General features: G+C 70.4%; 12 protein-coding genes. All 12 read right to left on the bottom strand.

All coding sequences use genetic code 11. The features are described from left to right. Positions 1-180: 180 nt before the first annotated feature. Entirely contained in the window at positions 181-900 is a 720-nt protein-coding gene (locus tag QZ753_RS10290) for a LamB/YcsF family protein (RefSeq protein WP_294643420.1), read from the bottom strand. Positions 901-909: 9 nt separating this feature from the next. Continuing rightward, a complete protein-coding gene (locus QZ753_RS10285; RefSeq protein WP_294643418.1) occupies positions 910-3,255 on the bottom strand; it encodes a xanthine dehydrogenase family protein molybdopterin-binding subunit in 2,346 nt (781 codons plus the stop codon). Continuing rightward, positions 3,248-3,736 carry a (2Fe-2S)-binding protein gene (locus QZ753_RS10280; protein WP_294643416.1) on the bottom strand — a complete coding sequence of 163 codons (489 nt, stop codon included), beginning with the start codon at positions 3,734-3,736 and terminating at the stop codon, positions 3,248-3,250. The genes QZ753_RS10285 and QZ753_RS10280 overlap by 8 nt, the downstream gene beginning before the upstream one ends. Beyond that, positions 3,733-4,566, bottom strand: coding sequence for an FAD binding domain-containing protein (locus QZ753_RS10275; protein ID WP_294643415.1), 834 nt, complete (start codon positions 4,564-4,566; stop codon positions 3,733-3,735). The genes QZ753_RS10280 and QZ753_RS10275 overlap by 4 nt, the downstream gene beginning before the upstream one ends. 125 nt (positions 4,567-4,691) lie before the next feature. Further along, complete coding sequence (locus tag QZ753_RS10270; protein WP_294643413.1) at positions 4,692-5,705, bottom strand: ABC transporter permease; 1,014 nt, start codon at positions 5,703-5,705, stop codon at positions 4,692-4,694. Beyond that, positions 5,698-6,693 carry an ABC transporter permease gene (locus QZ753_RS10265; protein ID WP_294643412.1) on the bottom strand — a complete coding sequence of 332 codons (996 nt, stop codon included), beginning with the start codon at positions 6,691-6,693 and terminating at the stop codon, positions 5,698-5,700. The genes QZ753_RS10270 and QZ753_RS10265 overlap by 8 nt, the downstream gene beginning before the upstream one ends. Then, a complete protein-coding gene (locus tag QZ753_RS10260; RefSeq protein ID WP_294643410.1) occupies positions 6,690-8,231 on the bottom strand; it encodes a sugar ABC transporter ATP-binding protein in 1,542 nt (513 codons plus the stop codon). The genes QZ753_RS10265 and QZ753_RS10260 overlap by 4 nt, the downstream gene beginning before the upstream one ends. Before the next feature lie 24 nt (positions 8,232-8,255). Beyond that, positions 8,256-9,329 (bottom strand): TMAO reductase system periplasmic protein TorT, encoded by a 1,074-nt coding sequence (gene torT / locus QZ753_RS10255; RefSeq protein WP_294643407.1) that lies wholly within the window; start codon positions 9,327-9,329, stop codon positions 8,256-8,258. Positions 9,330-9,402: 73 nt separating this feature from the next. Continuing rightward, the gene (locus QZ753_RS10250) at positions 9,403-11,364 is read right to left on the bottom strand and encodes a hydantoinase B/oxoprolinase family protein (RefSeq protein ID WP_294643406.1); all 1,962 of its coding nucleotides are present in this window, start codon (positions 11,362-11,364) and stop codon (positions 9,403-9,405) included. Positions 11,365-11,369: 5 nt separating this feature from the next. Continuing rightward, entirely contained in the window at positions 11,370-13,394 is a 2,025-nt protein-coding gene (locus QZ753_RS10245) for a hydantoinase/oxoprolinase family protein (RefSeq protein WP_294643404.1), read from the bottom strand. A gap of 234 nt (positions 13,395-13,628) precedes the next feature. Next, the gene (locus QZ753_RS10240) at positions 13,629-14,582 is read right to left on the bottom strand and encodes a helix-turn-helix domain-containing protein (RefSeq protein WP_294643402.1); all 954 of its coding nucleotides are present in this window, start codon (positions 14,580-14,582) and stop codon (positions 13,629-13,631) included. A gap of 454 nt (positions 14,583-15,036) precedes the next feature. Next, positions 15,037-15,379 (bottom strand): class II aldolase/adducin family protein (locus tag QZ753_RS10235; protein WP_294643400.1); only part of this gene is annotated, 343 nt, incomplete at its 5' end.

Here is a 15,379-nt window from a genome sequence, read left to right as displayed (position 1 = left end):
GACGCGAATGCCCTCGCCGCGCGCGATCACCATCGGACCCTGCGCCTCGTGCGCGCGAAGGTTCGTGTTCGGGTGCAGCGTGTGCGCCATGTCGGCCGCAGCCAGCGAGTTCGAGAGTGTGTCCATGAGGGTCACCGGGTTTTTTGAGCGAAAATTGAGGGGGAAGCGCCTGTCGGCGTTTCAGGCGTGTTCGTCGATCACGCGCCGCAGGACGGCGGCGACGTCGCGCGCGTTCGGCGGGTCGGAATGCATGCAGACGGTCTCGAAGCGGACCGGCCGCAACGTCCCGTCCGAGGTTTCGAGTTGCCCGTCCCGGAGCGCCCGGCGCATGCGCGCCTCGACGAGGGCGAGGTCGATCTCGCTCTGCACCCGCGGGATGAGAAGCCCGCCGTCCGGCCCGTAGGCAAGGTCGGGAAAGAACTCGCCCTCGAAGGGAACGCCGAGCTCGGCCGCGGCCGTCTCGTGATGGGTTCCGGCGAGGCCGAAGAGCGGCACGCCGAAGGGCTGGACGGCGCGCGCGATGGCGCGTGCCGTCTCGAGGTCGCGCGCCGCCATGCCGTAGACGATGCCGTGCGGCTTGACATGCGTGAGCGTGCCGCCCTCGGCGTGCAGGATGCCGGCGAGCGCCCCGATCTGGTAGAGGAAGGCGGCGGTGAGTTCGTCCGGCTGCAGCTTCATCTCGCGCCGCCCGAACCCCTCGCGGTCGGGCAGGGACGGGTGGGCGCCGACGCGCTTGCCGAGGCGGAGCGCGAGGCGCACCGTCCGCAGCATGGTCATCGGGTCCGAGGCGTGGAAGCCGCAGGCGATGTTGGCGCAGTCGATCCGGGGCATGATCCCCTCGTCGTCGCCGAAGCGCCAGTTGCCGTAGCTTTCGCCCATGTCGCAGTTCAGGGTGACCATACGAGGCTCTCAGGCGAGGATGTTGTCGCGAAAATCGGCGGCGATGTGATCGAGCGCCGGCGCGGGCTCGCGACCGTGCAGGAGTTTGAGGACGCGCGGCGGCGTTAGCGGCAGGCGCTGCACGGGCTTGCCCGTCGCGCGCGCCACCGCGCAGGCGATCGCCGCGCCGACGCCGAGGATCGGCACCTCGCCCGCGCCCTTGGTGCCGAGCGGCCCGATCGACGGCGCGCCCTCGAAGAGATCGACGGCGACCGGCACGGCGTCACCGGCGAGCGGCACGCGGTAGGTCTCGAAGCCGTCCTGCGCGATCCGCCCGTCCGCGGTGATCGTCACCTCCTCGTGCAGGGCATAGCCGAGACCCTGCACGACGCCGCCCTGGATCTGACCGAGGATGGCGCGCGGGTTGAGCGCCCGGCCGACATCCTGCACCACGCGGTAGGCGAGCACCTCGACATGGCCGGTCTCGGGGTCCACCGCGACCTCGGCCTCGTGCACCACGAAGACGGGGATGTCGAGTGCGTCGATGAAGTGGCCCATGGCGCAGCCGGACATGGCGGGCGTTCCCGCTGCGGTGAAGGCGCCGGAGCCGCTGATCGGGCCGGTGGTCCAGTGCGCGTGCGCGACGACCGCCGCGATCGTGGTGCCCGAGCCCGGCCGGCCGCGGATCTCGACGCGGCCCTTTTCGAGCACGAGGTCCTCGGGCCGCGACTGCAGCATCTCGGCCCCCGTCTTCAGAAGCTTCTCGCGCACCTCGGCGCAGGCCGAGACGCTGGCGGCCCCGATCGAGACCGTGGTGCGCCCGCCGCCGACGCCGACATCGAGGCCGGCGGCGTCGGTGTCGGCCTCGCGCACGACGACGGCGGCCGGATCGAGGCCGAGCTCGCCCGCCACGATCTGCGGCAGGGCCTGCACCATGGTGCCGGACCCGATCTCGACCCCGGAGGTGACGAGCACCGCGCCGCCGTCGGCGTTGAGATGCACCGTCGCGGCCGAGGGGCCGGTGAAGACGAACCAGGTGCCGACGACGCTCGCCATGCCGTAGAGACGCCCGTCCGCTCGCGCCTCCATCGTGCCGGTCCTGGCCCTCAGCGCTTCCATCCGGTCGATCATCGGGCCCAGCACGTCGCCCTCGAAGCGCTGGCCGGTGGCGCCGAGGTCGCCGTCGCCGACGACGTTCTGTCGGCGGAAGGCGAGCGGATCGAGCCCCAGCGCCTCGCAGATCTCGTCGGTGTGCCGTTCCAGCGCGAAGGTGTTGTAGACGCCGTTGCAGGCCCGGAAGGCGCCGTTCGGCGGCGTGTTGGTGTAGACGGCGCGGCTCGCGAGCCGCATCGCGCCGACGCGGTAGTTGCCGCCGAGCGTGTGGGCCGTCATGGTGGTCAGGAACACCTGCTCGCCGCCATAGGCGCCGCAGTCCATCAGCACCACGGCCTCTCGGCCCGCGATCTCGCCTTGCCGCGTCACCGCCGAGCGGATCACGATCTCGGCGTTCTCGCGGCAGAGGCAGGTCGCCATCTCCTCCTGGCGCGAGTTCTCCAGCACCACGCTGCGCCCGCTCATGCGGGCGAGAAGCGCGGTGATCGGCTCGATCGTCGCGTCGAACTTCAGCCCGAAGCCGCCGCCGACCGGGGGCACGGTCACGCGCACCTGGCCGGGGGCGAGGCCGAGCGCGCGGCCGGTGACGCCGCGCACCGTCCAGGGGACCTGCGTCGAGGTCTGGATATGGGCGCGCCCGTCCTCCCAGGCGCCGATGGCGACGCGCGGCTCGAAGGGAACATGGCTCTGCCGCCCGACGGTGAAGCGGCTCTCGATCACGCTCACGTCGTCCCGCGCGAAGGCGGCTTCGACGTCGCCGCGCACGGTCCGCGCCTCCCAGGCGACGTTGCCGGCGCGCGCGGCGCCCTCCGCGAGGACGTCGTAGTCGCGCCAGCCCTCGTGCACGAGGCGCGCGCCGGGCTCGAGCGCCTCGGCCATGGTGAGAACGGGGGCAAGCGGCTCGACCTCGAGGACGATCGCCTTCACGGCAGCGCGCGCCTGCGCCTGTGTCTCGGCCGCGACGGCCGCAATCGGCTCGCCGTGATAGCGGATCGCGTCGACGGCGAGGAGCGGGTGGTCGGCGATGCCGATGCCGTAAAGGCCCGGCGCATCGCGGCCCGTGGCGATGGCGCGCACGCCGGGCATGGCGAGCGCCACCGAGACGTCGAGCCGCAGGATGCGCCCGGCCGGCACCTCGGCGCGCAGGAGCGCGGCGTGGAGCGTGTCGGGACGCACGCGGTCGATCGTGTATTTCGTGCGCCCGCGCAGCTTGTCGCCCGCGTCGCGCCGCGGCAGGTCCATGACGGCGGCGGGGTCAGACATTGGAGGCTCCCGCGCTCGGGTGGCTCGTCGGGGCGAGGCCGGCCAGCACCGCGTCGACGATGCGCTCGTAGCCGGTGCAGCGACAGATGTTGCCGGTCATCGCCGCCTTGACCTCGTCGCGGCTCGCGGGCGGCCGGTCGCGGAAGGCGGCCGACAGGCTCATCACCATGCCGGGAAAGCACATGCCGCACTGGACGACGTCGGCGGCCTCGAAGGCCGCCTGGAGCGGGTGCGCGGCGCCCGGCGGGACGAGCCCCTCGATCGTGGTGACGCGCCGGCCGGCCAATCCGGCCATCGGAACGAGACAGGACATGCGCGCCTCGCCGTCGACATGGACGGTGCAGGCGCCGCAGAAGCCCTCGCGGCAGACGGCCTTGGTGCCGGTGAGAAAGCGCTCGCCGCGCAGGACGTCGACGAGCGGGGTGAGCGGATCGCCGACAAAGCCGCAGGGCTCGCCGTTCAGCACGAAGCGCACGCTCATGGCCGGCCCTCCAGAGCGTCCAACGCCCGCTTCACCAGCGCCGGCAGGACGGTGACGCGATACCAGCCCTCGGCTTCGACGCCGTCGCGGCCGTCGAAGTCCATGTGCGCGGCGGCAAGACGCGCGCCCTCGTCGGGCGAGACCGGCCGATCGCCGATCGCTGCCTCCAGCGCCGTCCAGCGGCGCGCGACGGGCTCCACCGAGCCGACCGCGATGCGCCACCCGCCGCCGGACAGGCGCGCCAGCGACACGATCGCCACCGGATAGTCGCCCGCCTTGCGCAACGGCAGCCGCGCATGGGCGCTGGCGGCGGCCTCGCGCGGGACGTGGATGCGGGTCAGGATAGCGTGGGCGAGATGCGTCGGTCGATCCGCGAGGAACGCCTCGAGCGGCAGGCGCCGCGACCCGCCGCCGGTCGCGAGTTCCACCTCGGCGCCCTGCACCAGGAGCGCCGGGGCGAGGTCGGCGGCAGAAAAGTCGGCGGTCGCGAGATTGCCGCCGAGCGTCGCGGCATGGCGGATCGCGGGGTTGGCGGAACCCGACGCCGCGGCGACGACCCCCTCGAGGCCCGAAAGTCCTTTCAGCGCGCTCGCGACCGCTGCGTGGGTCAGACCGGCGCCGAGCGTGACGGCTCTGTCGGTCACCATGACTTCGGTGAGCGCGGGGATGCGGTCGAGAAGGACGACGGAGGCGGGCAGCGGCTCGCCCCGCCGCTCTGCGCGCATCATCCAGGTTCCGCCCCCCATGACGCTCGCGCCCCGAGCCAGCGCCTCGATCGCACCGTCGAGACTGTCGGCGAAGACGACATGCCGCTGCGGCGTGTCCAACATGGCAGGGCCCCTTTCGTCCGCTTCCGTCCTGGGCGTCGCCTTCGACTGTGCGCCGGGGGCATTGCCCTTGTGAAATACGACTTCCTTGATTGGCTTATCGGAAAAACCGAAAACGCTGGCGTGTGTCACCGCCCGGACAGACGCGCCCGGTCGAGGACCACGCCGAGGATCACGATGATCCCGAGCACGATCATCTGCACGTAGCCGTCGATGCGCGCGAGGTTCATGCCGTTCGACAGGATGGTCACGAAGAGCGCGCCGAGCACCGCCGTGCCCACGCCGCCGCGCCCGCCGGCAAGGCTCGTGCCACCGACCACGGCCGCCGCGATCGCCTGGAGCGAGAGCGAGCCGCCGAGGTTCGGCTCGCCCGATCCGGTGCGCGCCGTCATCATCAGGGCGCCAAGCGCAGCGAGGCCCGAGCACAGGAGATAGGCGAGGGCGAGGATGCGCTTCACCGGCAGACCCGCGACGGCGGCCGCGCGCGGGTTGGTGCCGACGAGATAGAGCGAGCGGCCGAAGACGGTGCCGGTCAGGACGAGATGGAGAAGAAGCGCGACGAGGATCGCGATCACGATCGCCGCCGGCACGCCGAAGACGCTGCCGCGGTAGAGCATGTCGGAGAAGAGGTCCGGCACGCCTTGGACCGGCCGTCCGCCGGAGATCGTCGTCGCGACGCCGATGGCGACGTTGTAGGAGCCGAGCGTCGCGACGAAGGGGCTGACGCCGAGGAACGCGACGACGATGCCGTTGAAGGCGCCGGCGGCAAGGCCGATGCCAAGGCCCGCCACGAGGCCGAGCGCGAGCACCGCGACCGGCGACAGGCCGGCCGCCGCCCCGGCCGCCAGCGCCATGGCGGAGGCGACGGAGACCATCGAGACCGTCGGCCCGAGCGACAGGTCGAAGCCGCGCGTCAGGATCACCACCGTCTGCGCCATCGCGAAGAGCGCGAGGTAGCTCGTCTGCTGCGCGACGTGGAGGAGTTTGGCGAGGCCGAGCACCCGCGCATCGACCGCCGAGAAGCCGAGGAGGAGGACGACGAGGGCGATCGGCAGGGCCGCCTGCCAGAGCCGCTGCCGCACGGTCGGGGCATCGGCGGGGGCGGCCATCGCGAGAGCGGGCGAGTTGGGTGCGTCAGACACGCGGCTTTCTCCGTCGTCCGAGTTCCTCGACCGCCACCGCCGCCACCATGATGAGCCCGAGGAACACCGGCTGCAGGCGGGCGTCGACATGGAGGAGGTTGAGCGCGTTGCCGAGCGTCGTCAGGAACAAGGCCGAGAGCGCGACGATCTCGACCCGGCCGATGCCGCCGCGCAAGGAAACGCCCCCGATCACGGCGGCCGCGATCGACTGCAGCATCATCCGGTCGCCGCCGAAGCTCGCCTGCCCCGAGCCGACGAGCGCCGTATAGAGGATGCCGGCACCCGCCGCGAAGACGCCCGACAGCGCATAGGTGCCGACGACGTGGCGCCCGATCGAGACGCCCGACACGACAGCGGCGTCCGCATTGCCGCCGATCGCGTGGACATAGCGCCCGAACAGCGTGCGACGCTGGACGAAGACCATGACGAGGACAAGCGCGAGCGCGATGTAGACGGGGTAGGGCAGGCCGAAGGCCTGGCCGCGGCCGAAGCCCTTCACGAAGCCGTCGGGCATGCCGTAGACGGGGATGCCGCTCGTGATCATCAGCCCGACGCCGGCCGTGGCCGACATGGTGCCGAGCGTGACCACGAAGCCGGACACCTTGAGGCGCGAGACGCACAGGCCGTTGACGAGGCCCACAATGAGCCCCGAACCGAGGCCGGCCGCCACGCCGATCGCGACGATCGCCGCGTCGTTGCCGGGAAAGACCCCCGCCGCCCATCCCATGACCTTGGCGGTGACGACGCTCGCCAGCGCCACCACGGCGCCGACCGAGAGATCGAAGCCGCCGGCGACTATGACGATCGCTTGGCCGAGCGCCACGATCGTGAGGAAGGAGGCGTTGCGCAGGATGTTGAGGACGTTGGCGGGCCCGTAGAACTGCGGCGAGACCAGCGACATCGCGATGACGAGGAGGAGGAGCGCCACCGGCAGCATGCCGATGCGAACGCCGAGGCCGCCGGGGCGGCGGGCGGCGATCGCGCTCATGCGGCCGCTCCCGTGCGCTGCTCGCGAAAGAAGCTCGCAAGGACGTTGGTCTCGGTCTTCTCAGCGCCCTCCAGTTCGGCCGCGATGCGCCCGTGATGCATGACGTAGAGCCGGTTCGACAGGGCCAGCACCTCCGGCAGTTCGGACGATACGACCACCACCGCGGCTCCGGCCTCCACGAGCCGCTTCATGAAGTCGTAGACCTCGAGCTTGGCGCCGACGTCGATGCCGACGCTCGGCTCGTCGAAGAGGAAGACGGTCAGGTCGCGCGTCAGGGCGCGGCCGAGCATCACCTTCTGCCGGTTGCCGCCGGACAGGTTGCCGACCGCCCGCTCGATGTTCGGCGGTCGCAGCTTCAGCCGCTCCATGATCGGTCCGACCAGCGCCCGCTCGGCCCGGCGCTTCAGGACGCCGGCGCGCGCGAAGCGCGGCAGGTCGAGCGCCGTCATCGAGGCGTTCTCGCGGATCGGCCGCGACAAGGCGAGGCCCTCGGCAACGCGGTTGGCGGGAAAATAGGCGGCGCCCCGACGCAGGCTCGCGCGCGGCAGGGGGCGCTCGTAGGGCACGCCGTGCAGGCGGATGCGACCGCCCACGATCGGTTCGAGCCCATAGACCGCGCGCACCAGCTCCGACTTGCCGCAGCCGACGAGCCCCGCGATCCCGGTGATCTCGCCGGCCCGCGCGTGGAAGTTGACGCCCGCGACCGTGCCGTCCGCTGTGGACAGGTTCTCGACATCGAGCGCCACCGCGCCGGGCGTATGGGTGATGGTCGGAAAGAGGACGTCGATGCGCCGTCCGGTCATCAGCTCGACGAGTTCACCGTCGGTCACGGTTGCGGCGTCGAGCGTCCTGATGTGCCGGCCGTCGCGCAGCACCGTGACGCGGTCCGCGAGCGCGCGGATCTCGCGCATGCGGTGCGAGACGTAGATGATGCCGACACCCTCGCGCTTCAGCCGCGCGATCAGCTCGAAGAGGCGCCCCGTCTCGCGCTCGGTGAGCGAGGCGGTGGGCTCGTCGAGGATGAGGAGCTTCACATGGCCGAGGAGGGCTTTCGCGATCTCGGCCATCTGCTGGTGGGCGCGCGACAGGTCGTCGACCCGCGCGCCGGGATCGAGGTCGAAGCCGAGCTCGTCGATCAGTTCGCGCGCGCGCCGGCGCATCGCGCCCGACTTCAGGACGCCGGCGCTCGACGCCTCGCGGCCGAGGAAGAGGTTTTCCTCGACCGTCAGGCTCGGCACCAGCGAGAACTCCTGGAACACCGGGCTGATGCCGATCTGGCGCGCCCGGTGCGGCGACAGGCGGCCGATCTCCTCGCCGTTGAAGCGGAAGGAGCCGGCGTCGGGCGGGAAGGTGCCCGAGATGACGTTGATCAGCGTCGACTTGCCGGCGCCGTTCTCGCCGAAGAGGACATGGAGCTCGCCCGCGCGCACGTCGAGATCGACGCCGTCGAGGGCGAGGACGCCCGTGAAGCGCTTGGTGATGCCGGACAGGCGGAGCAGGGGCTCCGCGTGTCCGGCGGGCGCGGGGGCTCGCTCCATGCCGTTCTCCATGTCGCGCGGGTCCTACTTCGCCTTGACCGAATAGACCGGGGTCCAGTCGGCGGGGGCGAGGACGAGGTCCATCTTGACGTTCGGCACCGTGGTCTTGTCGATGACGGCCGCCTCCGGCTGGACGAGCTTGATCACCGGCTTCTTCTCGATGAGGCGGATCGCCTGGTCGATGCCGATCGCGCCCTCGCCGACGGGATACTGCGTGGCGAAGGCGAGGATGTCGCCGCGGTTCAGCGCGTCGAGCATCGCCTGGTTCTCGTAGGACGAGATGATCTTCATGTCGGTGCGGCCGGCCTCGGCCACCGCGCCGATCGCGGCCTCCGCCGTCGGCGCGGTGCCCCAGATGACGTTCATGTCGGGAGAGGTCTGGAGCGCGTCCTGGATCAGCTGAAGCTGGACGGCGACGCCCGAGTCGCCGAACTTCTCGTCGAGGATCTTGACGCTGGCGTTGCCGGCGACCTCCTTCTTGAAGCCCTCGTTGAAGCTTTCCGCCCAGCCGGAACCGGCGGGGCCGGGGAAGGTGACGACGTTCGCCGTCTCGCCGGAGCCGAGGCTCGCCAGAAGTCCCTTGGCCGTCACGCCGCCCATCGCCGCGAAGTCGACGAAGTTGGCGGCCGGCAGCTTCTCGATCGGCACCGGATTGACCACGCCGACCACCGGCACGCCCTTGGCCTTCGCCTCGTCGAACTTCTGCGCAAGGCCCGCGCCCGAGATCGCGCCGACGAGGATGGCGTCCGCGCCGCTGGCGAGACAATCGTCGAACTGCGAGAGCTGGCGCGGCAGGTTCTCGTAGCCGCCCGCCTCGTAGAGCGTCATGTTGACGTTGGCGGCTTCCGCCTGCTTCACGACGCCGTAGGCGACCGCGACCCAGAAGCTGTCCTTCATGTGCGGGAAGAGGACGCAGAGATTGTAGGGCTTCTCGGCCTTGCCGACCGGCGTGTACTCAGCCGGGGTCGGCGTGCCGGAAGAGGAATCGAAGATCTTCATCGGGAACCAGCTCTCCTGCGCCGAGGCGGGGGCGAGCGCGGCGAGCGACAGGCCGGTCGCAAGCCCGAGTGCGCGGGTCATGGCTTGAAAAGGCGTCATGGCATCGATCCTTCAGGCTTCGGGAGGGAAGAGGGGCGGGGCCGCCCGGCCCCGCCCGTCCGGGCATGTCTCGTCAGGCGGCGGCCCACTTGGCGACCGAGCGGCGCTCGAAGCTCTCGCGGAACTGCCGGGTGGATTCGGGCAGGAGCTCGCCCGTGCCCCAGTGGAGGATCACGGCGTGGCGGCGGATCACGTCCATCATGTCGATCTCGCCGGCCCGGAACCTGCCGGCGACCGCTTCGGGGTCCTCCCGGGCCCATTCGACGCGGTTCTTGGCGATCTCGGCGCGAAGGGATTGCGTGCCGGCTTCGTCGATCTCGTACTCGCAGAGCTCGGCGTCGACGGTGCGGATCACGACGCCGTAGTCCTTGGCGGCACGCTCCACCGACACGTAGTCGTCGACGACGTCCTCGAGGACATGGGCGGGATCGCGCTTCAACGGGTCGCCGAAGCCGCCCCCGCCCCCGGTGGGCCGCCAGAAGTGGTCACCCTCCTTCAGCGACACGTCGGAGAAGATCGTGCCGAGGCGCACGGTCTCCTCGGTGCCGACCCGCTTCAGCGTGAGCCCGTGGGGGATCGAGGGCAGGCCGCCCTCGATGCCCCAGACGATCGCCCGCTCGCGGTCGCAGATGTAGGAGATCACGGTGTCCTCGGACTGCAGCATCTTGGAGCCCTTGAGGACGCCGACGCCGCCGCGCCATTCGCCGGGACCGGCGGAATCGGTCTGGATCTGGCATTCGGTCATCAGGATCGGCGTCGTGCGCTCCTGGCCCTCGATGGGCTGCGCCATCATGCCGGTGCCGAAGCACGAGGTGGTGACGTTGGCGCCGTCCTTGCCGTTGCGCCCGCCCCAGCCGCCGGGCAGCCAGTCGTAGAACATGAAGATCGGCTTGTCGGGCGAGCGGGCGTCGCGCCCGCCGGTCAGGAGGTATTCGAGGTTGAAGGTGCAGGCGAGCGCGCGCTCGGGCATCAGCTCCGACCACATCTCGTAGATCGAGTTCATGATCTTCTCGAAGGGCATCAGGAACCCGGTGACCGCCACCGGCCACTTGGCGTCGACGATCGAGCCCTCCGGCACGGTCAGCTCGAAGGCGCGATAGAAGCCGGAGTTGAGCGGCAGGTCGGGGAAGAAGGTCTTCATGCCGGCCGCGACCGCCGAGAAGGTCGCGCCGAAGGCCGAGTTGTAGATCGAGGCGATGGTCGGGTGGCTGCCCGAGAAGTCGTAATAGGCCTTATCGCCCCGGATCGTCATCTTGATGCGGATCGGGATCATGCCCTCGCCGCCGGCCGGGTCGCGGTCGATGTAGTCGACCGTCTCCCATGTGCCGTCGGGAAGCGCGGCGATGCGCTGGCGCACGGCCCGTTCGACATAATCCTGCACTTCCGAAAGACCCGTCTTCACGGTCTCGCGCCCGTACTTCTCGACGAGGCGCAGAATCTCGCGCGCGCACACGGCGGTGCCCTGCGCCTGTGCCTGGATGTCGCCGATGATCGAGGCGGGATCGCGCGTGTTCGACGCGATCATGTTGGCGACGTCCCGCCGGAAGACGCCCTTGTCGTAGAGCCGGACGGGCGTGATGCGCAGGCCCTCGCGGAACATGTCGCGCGCCGTCACGTCGAAGGAGCCCGGCACCGAGCCGCCCATGTCCGACCAGTGGCCGTTGGACTGGGCATAGGCGATGATCTCGCCGCCGGAGAAGATCGGGCGGATGAGGCGCACGTCCGAGAAGTGCGTGCCGCCGGCATAGGGGTCGTTGATGGCGAAGACGTCGCCGTCGTGCATGTCGCCCTCGAAGGCGCGCATGACGTCCTTGCAGGTGAAGTGCAGGGTGCCGACGTGGACGGCGATGTCCTGGTTGCCCTGCGCCGCGCATTCGCCGTCGGCGTCGTGCAGCGCCGAGGAGAAGTCGTGGTTGTAGATCACGAAGGAGTAGCAGGTCCGCAGCACCTGCTCGCCCATCTGGTCGACGCTGGTGATGAAGGAGTTCTTGAGGACCTCGAAGGTCACCGGGTCGAGCGTCTGTTCGCTGGCCATCTCGTTCAGCCCTTCACGCGGATGATGATGTTCAGGAATTTGTCGACCTCGGCGAGCGAGCCGGGCGGCACGACGACGGTCGAATCCACCTGTTCGACGATCGCGGGGCCCCGGAACCGGAAGCCGCAGGGCAGGTCGTCGCGCCCGAAGACCGGCGTGTCGTGGGGCGCGTTGTCGAACCAGACGGTGCGGCGCGACACGGGATCGGGCGTCTCGCCCGTCGGCTCGTGGACGGCGAGCTCGGCCTTCGGCACGACGCCGATCGCCTTGACGTTGACGCGGAAGAAGGAGACCGGCGCGTCGTCGCGGCGGAAGTTGTACTCGCGCTGGTGCTCGCGGTGGAAGTCGGCGACCAGCGCCTCGATCGAGGTGATCGGGCTCGGCACGGAGACGGCGAGCGAGCGCCACTGGCCGCGATACATCATGTCGATCGAGCGCTGGAGGACGATGTCGCCTTCCGCGACGCCCTCGTGCGTCAGCCGGTCGAGAGCCTCGCGCTCGATGCGGGCGAAGCGGGCCTCGATGTCGTCGGGCTCGGCGTCCGTGCCCTCCACCATACAGTTTTCCGAAAAATCGTGCTGCATGTCGACGAGGAGGCAGCCGAGCGCCGAGGTGACGCCGGGGTTCGGCGGCACGATCACCGCGGGGATGGCGAGCTCGCGCGCGACGTCCACCCCGTGCAGCGCGCCGGCCCCGCCGAAAGCGACGAGGGCGAAGTCTCTGGGATCGTAGCCGCGGCTGATCGAGATCAGGCGCACGGCGTCCGACATGTTGGCGTTGGCGACGCGCAGGATCGCGTCGGACGCTTCCTCGGCCGAGAGGCCGAAGGGCTTGGCGACGCCCTCCTCGACCGCCTCGCGGGCCAGGGCGGGATCGAGCTGCACCTTGCCGCCGGCCAGACTCGTGCCGAGCCGCCCGAGCGTCACGTTGGCGTCGGTGTTGGTCGGCTGGCGGTTGCCGTTGCCGTAGCAGGCGGGGCCGGGAAAGGCGCCGGCCGACTGCGGGCCGTTGCGGAGCGATCCCGCCTCGTCGGTCCAGGCGAGCGAGCCGCCGCCGGCCCCGATCGTCAGCACCTCGATCGAGGAGAAGCGGATGGGATAGCCGAACTCGATGTACCAGTCCTTGGTGACGCGCGACTGGCCCTCGTAGGCGAGCGAGACGTCGGTGGACGTGCCGCCCATGTCGAGGCCGATCGAGTTCGGGAAGCCGCAGAGCGAGGCGATGTGGCGCGACGCGATGGCGCCCGCCGCGATGCCGGAGCCCGCGAGCCGCGCGGCATAGTCCTTGACGGAGGCCGGCGTCATCACGCCGCCGCCGGTGTGGAGAAGGAGGAGGTCGCGGGTGTAGCCGCCCGACGCCAGTTCCTCGCCGAGCCGCGTCGTGTAGCTGACGACGACCGGCGAGACGGCGGCGTTGGCGACCGTGGTCGAGAAGCGCTCGTGCTCGAAGATCTCCGGCAGCACCTGCGAGGAGATCGAGACCGGCACGTCCGGCATGGCCTCGAGCAGGATCTCGCGCATGCGGCGCTCGTGGTCGCCGTTGAGATAGGCGTTCATGAAGCAGACCGCGATCGCCTCGACGCCGCGCTTCTTCAAGATGCGCGCGACCTCGCGGGCGGCCGCCTCGTCCAGCGGCTCGACCACCTGGCCGGCGCTGTCGACGCGCTCAGGGACCGTCAGCCGGTCGCGGCGCGGGATGTAGGGCTTCACGACGTCCTTGTAGACGTCCCAGAGGTCTTCCTTGTTGGCGCGGCGGATCTCGAGCACGTCGCGAAAGCCCGCGCTGCAGACCATGGCGGTGCGCGGCAGGCGCCGGGTGATCAGCGCGTTGGTCGCGACCGTCGTGCCGTGGCTGAAGAGCGCCACCTTGGACAGGTCGATGCCGGCCTTGCCGACGCCGCCGAGGATGCCCTCGATCGGGTCCTTGGTGGAGGACGTCTTCTCGATGCGGATGAGGCCGGTGTCCTCGTCCATGATGCAGATGTCGGTGAAGGTGCCGCCGACATCGACGGCGACGCGAAGATTCTGCAAGTTGGCCCATCCCATGCTTCGGCCGTTCGTGTCGGCACAAGCGTGCCCGGCGGCGCGGCGGATCGGTGCGATCCGCGCCCGTTCGACAAGGACGGTCGGTGGTTTTCGAAAGGTTGCGTAGGGATTAAAGGGGCTTTCGCGCGCCCGCTCTTGTCGTCGAGCGCATCAATCCTTGTGCCAGGAAGCGGCCGGTGCTCACGCGTTCATCGCCGTTGTGCGCTGCACACCAAACGATCAGCCGCGCGCGGCCGCCCGCGTCTCGCTGGGGGTGCGGCCGAATTCGGCGCGATAGTTGCGGCTGAACTGCGCCTGGTCGCCGAAGCCCCACTCGTAGGCGATCTCGGAAATCGCACGCCGCCCGTTCTGCGGGTCCTTCAGCAGTGCGTCGCACATCAGGAGGCGCTGGGTGCGGATATGGGCGCAGACCGTCGTGCCCTCGGCCTCGAAAAGCTGATGGAGGTAGCGCAGCGAGATGCCGCAGCCGTCGGCGATGCGCTGCGGCGACAGGTCGGTCTCGCGCAGGTGCGAGCGGATGAAATGCTCGGCACGGTGAAGATGGGCGTTGCGCACCGAGGAGGCCGAGCCCGAGAGAACGCGCTGGTCAGCCTCCACCGCCATGGCGAGGAGATCGACGAGATGGGCTCCCATCAGGCTGCGCGCCGCCTCGTCCATCTCGTCGAGGCGCGGCGCCGTCATCCGCAGCATGTCGACGAAGAGGGCACCGACCGAGCGGCTGGCGTCGAACTGGAGCGTCGCCAGCCGCTCGGGCCGGGGTATGCGCGAGCGCAGAAGCGCGCTCGGCACCTTCATCACCCAGAGCGCGGCGCGCTCGCGATGGCTGAACTCGTAGGGCAGGTGGCTGCGCTCGATCAGGAACTGGCCGGGCTTGCAGGTGACGTCCTGGTTGTCCTGCGAGAAGCGGATCTCGGCGATGTCGGGCACCGTGATCAGGTAGCTTTCCTCGCGCTCCGACACGAGGTGGCGCTCCTGCCGGCGGTAGAGCAGCCCGTCGCAGTGGTTGCGCGAGATCGAGACCTGGCCGAGCGACCAGAAGTCGAGATCGCCGGAGAACTCCTGCGCGTTGCGGAACTGGATATCGAGCGGGAAGTAGGTGCGCGACACCGCGTCCTGCCAGAACTGCTTGCGCTGGCCGCCCGAGGCCTGATCGGTGGAATAGGTCAATCGCATCGCACGCATCCCCATCCGGTTCCCGCCGGCCTCGCGGTCCACGAGGCCGTCAGTTCAGCATCAATCGCGCGGCGTTTGAAGACCCCCCGCGGCAAATGCCCGTTCAGAACGGCAAAGCAGGAAGCGTGCCAAATCAAGGCGATGGCGGTGCGATCCTGCACCAGGCCCTGTGGCACCGGCGATATATCATATGGCAGGGTGACGTCGCGGTCCCCGCGCGCCCGGTTCGGCAGGCGGTCCGTCGGCCGGCGCTGCCCAGGATCGCGTCAGGCGGCGTGATTCGCGGGCAGAGGCCGCGGGACGGTCTTCTGTCCCGCGGCGGGCCAAGCTGCGGGGCGCCGGTTCCCGCACGACAGGGGATGGGGAGGCAGGACCCGGTTCCGGCGGCGCGAAGGTCACGCGGCGAGCGGGTCGTCTCCGGCCCGCCCGTCTCGTCGCGCGGCGTGCGTGCCCTTCAGGCCGTCCGCGCCGGACGATCGCCGCCGACCTTTGCGCTCGGCGTATCGTTGACCCCGTCGAGGTCCGGGGCTTGGCCGTAGCTCATGTTCTTCATCTGCTGCATGACGCGCGCCATCTCCTCGTCCGGCAGGACCGGCGGCTCGCCGAGGACGCGCGCCTGCACGTAGAGGCGCGACAGGGTCTCGACCTCGATCGCCAGCGCCAGCGCCCCCGCCATGGTGCGCCCGAGCGCGATCTGCCCGTGCTGGCCGAGAAGGCAGGCCATCCGGTCCTCCAGCGCTTCCAGCGCGGCGTCCGACAGGGCCTGCGTGCCAAAGGTCGCATAGCGCGAGCAGCGG

Origin of the sequence: uncultured Aureimonas sp. (genome assembly GCF_913775355.1) — a bacterium.
Lineage (GTDB): Bacteria > Pseudomonadota > Alphaproteobacteria > Rhizobiales > Rhizobiaceae > Aureimonas.
The sequence above is the reverse complement of the archived record's forward strand: the minus strand, read 5'-3'. Positions and strand labels throughout refer to the sequence as shown.